This window comes from Escherichia sp. WS1450, assembly GCF_046487395.1.
Taxonomy (GTDB): Bacteria; Pseudomonadota; Gammaproteobacteria; order Enterobacterales; family Enterobacteriaceae; genus Escherichia; species Escherichia coli.
In genome coordinates, this window is sequence record NZ_JBJQJO010000060.1 from 1 (window position 1) to 6693 (window position 6693).

Annotated in this window: 8 protein-coding genes; 1 reads left to right on the forward strand and 7 read right to left on the reverse strand. The window is 50.1% G+C overall.

Annotated elements, in window-relative coordinates; genetic code table 11:
* Window positions 1-295: 295 nt before the first annotated feature.
* The 5 genes from ACJHYR_RS26570 to prfC all read right to left on the reverse strand — a co-directional run bounded on the left by ACJHYR_RS26570 (window position 296) and on the right by prfC (window position 5139).
* Complete coding sequence (locus tag ACJHYR_RS26570) at window positions 296-1075, reverse strand: metal-dependent hydrolase (RefSeq protein ID WP_000563029.1); 780 nt, start codon at window positions 1073-1075, stop codon at window positions 296-298.
* Entirely contained in the window at window positions 1072-2145 is a 1074-nt protein-coding gene (locus tag ACJHYR_RS26575; RefSeq protein WP_000531527.1) for a patatin family protein, read from the reverse strand. Before ACJHYR_RS26575 ends, ACJHYR_RS26570 begins: the two co-directional genes overlap by 4 nt.
* A gap of 121 nt (window positions 2146-2266) precedes the next feature.
* On the reverse strand, window positions 2267-2428 hold the full coding sequence (locus ACJHYR_RS26580; RefSeq protein ID WP_000490275.1) for a DUF1328 domain-containing protein: 162 nt from the start codon (window positions 2426-2428) through the stop codon (window positions 2267-2269).
* Window positions 2429-2554: 126 nt separating this feature from the next.
* A complete protein-coding gene (osmY, locus tag ACJHYR_RS26585; protein WP_001295748.1) occupies window positions 2555-3160 on the reverse strand; it encodes a molecular chaperone OsmY in 606 nt (201 codons plus the stop codon).
* Window positions 3161-3552: 392 nt separating this feature from the next.
* Window positions 3553-5139 carry a peptide chain release factor 3 gene (gene prfC, locus ACJHYR_RS26590; protein WP_000202563.1) on the reverse strand — a complete coding sequence of 529 codons (1587 nt, stop codon included), beginning with the start codon at window positions 5137-5139 and terminating at the stop codon, window positions 3553-3555.
* A gap of 219 nt (window positions 5140-5358) precedes the next feature.
* On the opposite strand from prfC, the gene ACJHYR_RS26595 reads away from it, so the two are divergent.
* Window positions 5359-5607 (forward strand): DinI-like family protein, encoded by a 249-nt coding sequence (locus ACJHYR_RS26595; RefSeq protein ID WP_001217536.1) that lies wholly within the window; start codon window positions 5359-5361, stop codon window positions 5605-5607.
* Window positions 5608-5990: 383 nt separating this feature from the next.
* Here the strand turns inward: ACJHYR_RS26595 and ACJHYR_RS26600 are convergent, their stop codons facing one another.
* Both ACJHYR_RS26600 and ACJHYR_RS26605 read right to left on the reverse strand, forming a co-directional pair.
* Window positions 5991-6446: a sigma factor-like helix-turn-helix DNA-binding protein gene (locus ACJHYR_RS26600; RefSeq protein WP_000884153.1), complete on the reverse strand. Its 456-nt coding sequence runs from the start codon at window positions 6444-6446 to the stop codon at window positions 5991-5993.
* 61 nt (window positions 6447-6507) lie between these two features.
* Window positions 6508-6693: YadA C-terminal domain-containing protein (locus tag ACJHYR_RS26605; RefSeq protein WP_176541931.1), on the reverse strand; the 186-nt coding region annotated here is incomplete at its 5' end.

Genomic DNA, 6693 nt, shown 5'->3' on the forward strand with positions numbered 1-6693 from the left:
TCGGCACAGACCTGTAGGCATGATAAGACGCGTCAGCGTCGCATCAGGCATTGTGCGCCAACTGCCGGATGCGGCGTGAACGCCTTATCCGGCCTACGGTTCGGCACAGACATGTAGGCATGATAAGACGCGTCAAGCGTCGCATCTGGCATTGTGCGCCAACTGCCGGATGCGGCGTGAACGCCTTATCCGGCCTACGGTTCGGCACAGACTTGTAGGCATGATAAGACGCGTCAAGCGTCGCATCAGGCATTGTGCGCCAACTGCCGGATGCGGCGTAAACGCCTTATCCGGCCTACGGCACGTTAAACAACGCATATGTGTTATTAAGCAACACTTCGGCAATCTCATCCGCAGGTTCCGGGCGTAACTCGCAAAGCACAGCAAACACCCCGGCGGCCTGTTCCGGGCGGTTAGGCTGCCCCTGAAAACCGTTGAGCGGCATATCCGGCGCGTCGGTTTCCAGCAACAACGATGCCAGCGGTAATTTTGCGATGACATCGCGGGTTTTACTGGCGCGTGGATAGGTGATAGTGCCGCCTACGCCAATTTTGTAGCCCAGCTGTACAAACCGTTCAGCCTGTTGCAGGCTGCCGGAAAAACCGTGAACCACGCCAGTGCGCGATAAATCGTGGCGTTTAAGATGCATCGCCAGTTTGTCGTGCGTGCGCCGTGAATGCAGGATCACCGGCAGATCGTAGCGTTTCGCCAGTTTCAGTTGTTCGTCGAGTAACCACTGCTGCCTCTCAAATTGCGGATCGTCGCCGAAGAGATCCAGACCGATCTCCCCCACTGCCACCACCTTCGCCGGACGCCTTTCCAGCGCCTGCTGTAGCTGATCAAGAGACACATCGCTATGTTTTTCTAACATCCCCGGATGCAACCCTAACGAGGCATACAGCGGTTGATAATTTTCCGCTAATGCCAACACACGGGCAAAATTTGCCGCCTCTGTCGCCGGAACAATGATCTTGCCTACGCCCGCTTGTGCCGCGCGTTGCAGGCTGGCCTCTTCATCGCCACTAAAAGGCGGGAAATCAAAATGGCAGTGGGTATCGATAAAACGGCAAATCAAGCCAGATCCTCATTGTTAAATGTCGGGTCGTTCGCCTGCGGAGCGTCGCTCACTTCGGCAACCAGCGTATCGTTGGCGACTGGCGCAGGCGGAATGACAATCGATTCCGGCGTCACCACTGGCACCAGATGGCGGGTTAGCGGCGCTTTTTCAGTTAATAGCTTGCCAACCGTTGCCAGGAAATAACGACCGCATAAACGCCCAAGTTTATAGTCTTCACGCAGCGCCGGAATCCGACTGCCAAGCGCGATACTATGCAATGGCTTCGGCGGATAAATTTCGAATATCCGCAGTTTGCCCGGTGGTTTCTCAATAAATTGCTGAATGTCACGATAGCTGGTTTCATGATGCTGCACCAGATTGACCAGCGGCTGCAGGCTACTGTCACCCAGCCAGCGTTCCATGCGTTTGAACCACTGCGGCGTGTAGTACATTTGCGACGGCACGGTGCGGATGACGACCAACGTTTTTGCTCCCTGCCTTGCCGCCTCTTTAACCGGAATCGCATCACTGATCCCGCCATCCAGGTAGTTAATGCCTTCCAGCGACACTCCGCTACGATAAAAGCCAGGTATCGCACTGGAGGCGCGAATCACATCCAGCCAGTTTTGTTTGGTTGGTAAAAAGTAATTCGGCGCATAGTCATCCTGACGACAGGCGCACATATAAAACGATTTGCCGCTGTCAAACAACCGCGCGGCGGTATCCATTTGCAACGGCATCTGGCTTGCAGTGGCCTCCACCAGCCAGTCGAGATCGATAAGATTTCCTCCACGGACAAAGCGCAATGGATCGAAAAATTCGCGTTTTGTGGTATAGCGCATGATGACTTTGCGCGCGTAACCGGGCTGATTGCAGATATACGCCGAGAGGTTCTGCGCCCCGGCAGATGTGCCGAGATAAAGATCGAAAGGATTAAACTGCGCGCGCATAAACTCATCCAGCACGCCAGCCGTGAAAATTCCACGCTGTCCGCCGCCTTCGCACACCAGAGCTATTCGTCCAGGCTGGAACGGCCTTAGCGACAACGGCGCAATATTACCAAGCGTTACAGGTATTCGCTGCCCCACCTCTGCCTTCCTGTTTTTGTTGTGAAAGAATGACAAAGTAACGCAATTTATTATTCGCTAAAACCGCAAAAGCCAGTCCGCTGGACTGGCTTTGGATAAAATTTTCTTAATGGTCTGAAATCTAGGGTCGTTTTCGGCCCATGAACAAACTCACCAGGAACAGAATAATCCCGACGACAAAGACAATTTTAGCTGCGCCTGCAGCGGTACCGGCCAGACCACCAAACCCAAGTGCGGCGGCGATTAACGCGATAACCAGAAATATGATGCCCCAACGAAACATAAGCGTCTCCTTTACCATAGTTAATGTCACCGCTTGATATGAGCGTGAAAATCACTCAATGCGATATTTTTAGTGTGGTGCACATCGCGCCTCCCGACAAAGTTCGGGAGGACGAATTACGACGAATTACTTAGTTTTCAGATCATTTTTAACGCTTTTCACACCATCTACCGCTTTGGCGATACTTTCAGCACGGTCGCTCTGTGCCTGGGAATCGACGGTACCGGAGAGCTGAACCACGCCGTCGGTGGTTTCAACTTTCACATGACGGGAAGGGACGATATCGTCCGCCAGCAGTTTGGCTTTGATTTCACTGGTGGTGGCGGTGTCACCCGCGTAGCCCTTCACAGAGCCTTCTTTAGCGTCGCGAACGTGCAGTTTGTCGCTGACAGAGGTCACCCCTTCAACGCCTTTCGCCACTTTCACTGCCTCTTCGGCCTGGGCCTGGCTTTCAACGAAACCGCTCAGGGTCACGACTTTTTGATCGGTTTTGACAGAGATATCGGTGCTCTTGATGTTGTCATGATCCACCAGGGCCGCCTTCACTTTCGCGGTGATGGCGCTGTCATCCATGAAATTACCGACTTTATTCATAGAGCTATCGACTTTTTGCCCTGCGCTTTCATTGGTAGTCTGCGCGTTGTTTTCCGCGTAGGCAGAGCCGGTCGCGACGGCAGAGGTCAACATTACAGCCAGCAGAGTTTTCGAAATCTTCAGTCTTGTCATAGTCATCGATTTATTCCTGTATGTTTGCTCGTAATTTGAGCCTGGCAACACGAGGTTGCATTGCTGAATAGGGAGAGACTTCACCCTCTACAGAAGTCAATGGTCGCCATCACAAAAGCGATGGGTGATGAATAACGACCATTACAGCCTCTGAATCAGTTATTAATATCGTTAGAATGACAATCGACGGCTTTAGATACTGATATCTACGCATTGAACGGTATTTAACGCCGTCAGAAATGTCATTACTTTGTTAAATATAGATCACAATTTTGAAACCGCTCGGGATATCAGCGAAAACATAAGCAAAAGTGAATGTTTTAAGAACATTCCGTAAGCGGCTAATAAGGAAGGGAAATTGACAGGGCGCAGCGGCTACCGCGCCCTGGAGGCAAGAATTAATGCTCGCGGGTCTGGTGGAACTGAACGTCCGGATAACGTTCCTGCGCCAGGCGCAGGTTGACCATGCTGGTAGCGATGTAAGCGAGGTTATCGCCGCCATCAAGCGCCAATTGGCTTTCGTTCTTACGCTTGAACTCTTCGAATTTCTTCGCGTCCGCACATTCTACCCAGCGGGCAGTGGCAACGTTGACTGACTCATACACTGCTTCAACGTTGTATTCGCTCTTCAGACGCGCTACCACCACATCAAACTGCAGCACACCAACCGCACCAACGATCAGATCGTTGTTGGAGATCGGACGGAACACCTGCACTGCGCCCTCTTCGGAAAGCTGTACCAGCCCTTTAAGCAGCTGTTTTTGCTTCAGCGGATCTTTCAGGCGGATACGACGGAACAGTTCCGGCGCGAAGTTCGGAATACCGGTGAACTTCATCATCTCACCCTGGGTAAAGGTGTCGCCGATCTGAATAGTGCCGTGGTTATGCAGGCCGAGGATATCGCCCGGATACGCTTCTTCAACGTGCGAACGGTCACCCGCCATAAAGGTCAGCGCGTCGGAGATCACCACATCTTTCGCAGTACGCACCTGGCGCAGCTTCATGCCTTTTTCATATTTACCGGACACCACACGCATAAACGCCACGCGGTCGCGGTGTTTCGGGTCCATGTTGGCCTGAATTTTAAATACGAAGCCTGTAAATTTGTCTTCGCTCGCCTCTACGGTACGGGTATCAGTCTGACGCGGCATCGGCGCAGGGGCCCACTCCACCAGGCCATCCAGCATATGATCAACGCCAAAGTTACCCAGCGCAGTACCGAAGAATACCGGAGTGATTTCGCCCGCAAGGAACAGCTCTTTGTCGAACTCGTTAGACGCGCCTTTCACCAGTTCCAGTTCGTCACGTAGCTGCTGTGCCAGATCTTCACCAACCGCAGCGTCGAGATCCGGGTTATTCAGCCCTTTAACAATGCGGACTTCCTGAATCGTGTGGCCTTTACCGCTCTGATAGAGATAGGTTTCATCTTTATAAAGGTGGTAAACGCCTTTAAACAGCTTGCCGCAGCCAATCGGCCAGGTGATCGGTGCGCAGCCGATTTTCAGCTCGTTCTCAACTTCATCGAGCAGCTCCATCGGGTCGCGGATATCACGGTCAAGTTTGTTCATAAAGGTGAGGATCGGCGTGTCGCGCAGACGGGTAACTTCCATCAGCTTACGGGTACGATCTTCAACACCTTTTGCAGCGTCGATAACCATCAGGCAGCAGTCCACCGCCGTCAGGGTACGATAGGTATCTTCCGAGAAGTCTTCGTGCCCCGGGGTGTCGAGCAGGTTAACCAGGCAATCGTGATACGGAAACTGCATCACAGAAGTAGTAATGGAGATCCCACGCTGCTTTTCCATCTCCATCCAGTCCGACTTAGCGTGCTGGTTGGAACCACGGCCTTTTACTGTACCGGCGGTCTGAATGGCCTGTCCGAACAGCAGCACCTTCTCGGTGATGGTAGTCTTACCGGCGTCCGGGTGAGAAATAATTGCAAAGGTTCTTCTTTTCGCTACCTCTGCGGCCAAAAGGCTTGTCATAATTGTTGTCTCTTTGATTATGTACAATCATATGTACAAAGAAAAATTCATGCCGCTGATTGTACATTTTGGAGGTATCAGAGCATAGCAGAACATGATCAGTAGGTGTATTTGTAGCCAAAGAACATTTGTACATGCAGCAATCTTTGTTCTATTGACACTGTTTATTCATACAGTTAAAAATAACACTGTATACAAACACAGTGTAGAGGGATTTTTATGCGTATTGAGATCTGCATAGCCAAAGAGAAAATGACTAAAATGCCAAAAGGCTCTGTACCTGCTCTACAACAGGAAATGTCTCGCCGTATCAGAAAACGATATGACGATGTGGAGGTTATAGTAAAATCCGCCAGTAATGACGGACTGACCATTTTAAGAGCCGTAGATAAAGAAAACGCTCAGAAGTTCATACAGGAAACGCTGCAGGAAGTCTGGGAAACTGCTGATGACTGGTTTTTTCACTAATCAGGGCGTCAAATAAATAACAACTGTAATTATTCTCTCCAAATTAACAATCTCTGTATACATACTCAGGCGTGTTCACGCATACAACACGCCTTTCTGATATTTAATTGTTTACAGAAATATTGCCGAATAAAAATATAAACCATAGTCTTAAAAAAATAATAATTCCACTATAGCTATCCCAGAACAATCAGTACAAATAATAAAAGACATATCACAGCAACACTCCACACTGACAGCGCAAAAATAAATGCCGCCTTTGTTATCTTCATATACAAGCAACCTGTCCTGATAATCACCAACTCATGTTTTATTCTTAACCATTCGTCACAAATACAACAAAAAATAACAGCAGCAGCACCGATATCACAATATAAGATACATTATTCAACACCTGAATCCCCCGCCGCTTCTCTCCCCTTTATAAAACGCCCCTTCCGGAATCCAGACCGCTGCAGTGCACGACGAAGATGACCGTATACCGTCTTGTCATTCTGCCCCGTCTCTTCTGTAATCTCCGCAATACTTAAACCTCTGTAATACCGGTTCAGTACCGCTCTGCGCTCTTCCAGCGTCAACACACCTCCGGCCGCTCTCAGATTCAGCATCGACTTATTCAGAATACAGCAGGCCTCTCCGGTAAAAAGAATACGAACAATATCTGTATACTCATCATCACAGAATACAAAATAATATCTGAATGACCTGCCTGACTGCACCCTTCTTCTGTCTGATATGGCATCTTCTATATATCTGATTCGACTGCTTACGGTTCCAAATATCTCTCGCAGGGCTTTTTCAAAATAAATATCTCTCGTCGCCAGGATTATATCCAGCATCTCTGTACCTCATTATATCCCGGGGGACTCCCCCCGGGACAGATATCTAAATCCTGACCTGTCAGAACTCAAAATTCACACCAGCATTCCACGATGCGGATGACCCACCTGCAGCAACTGCAACTTTTCCTGCCACATTCTCTGTGAAACGGTAGCCCACGCCCACCGCAATGGCCTGCTCATCACGGTAACCACCAACGGCTGCTGTCGCGTTAAATTTTCCAACACTGTATGGCTGGAAAAGACC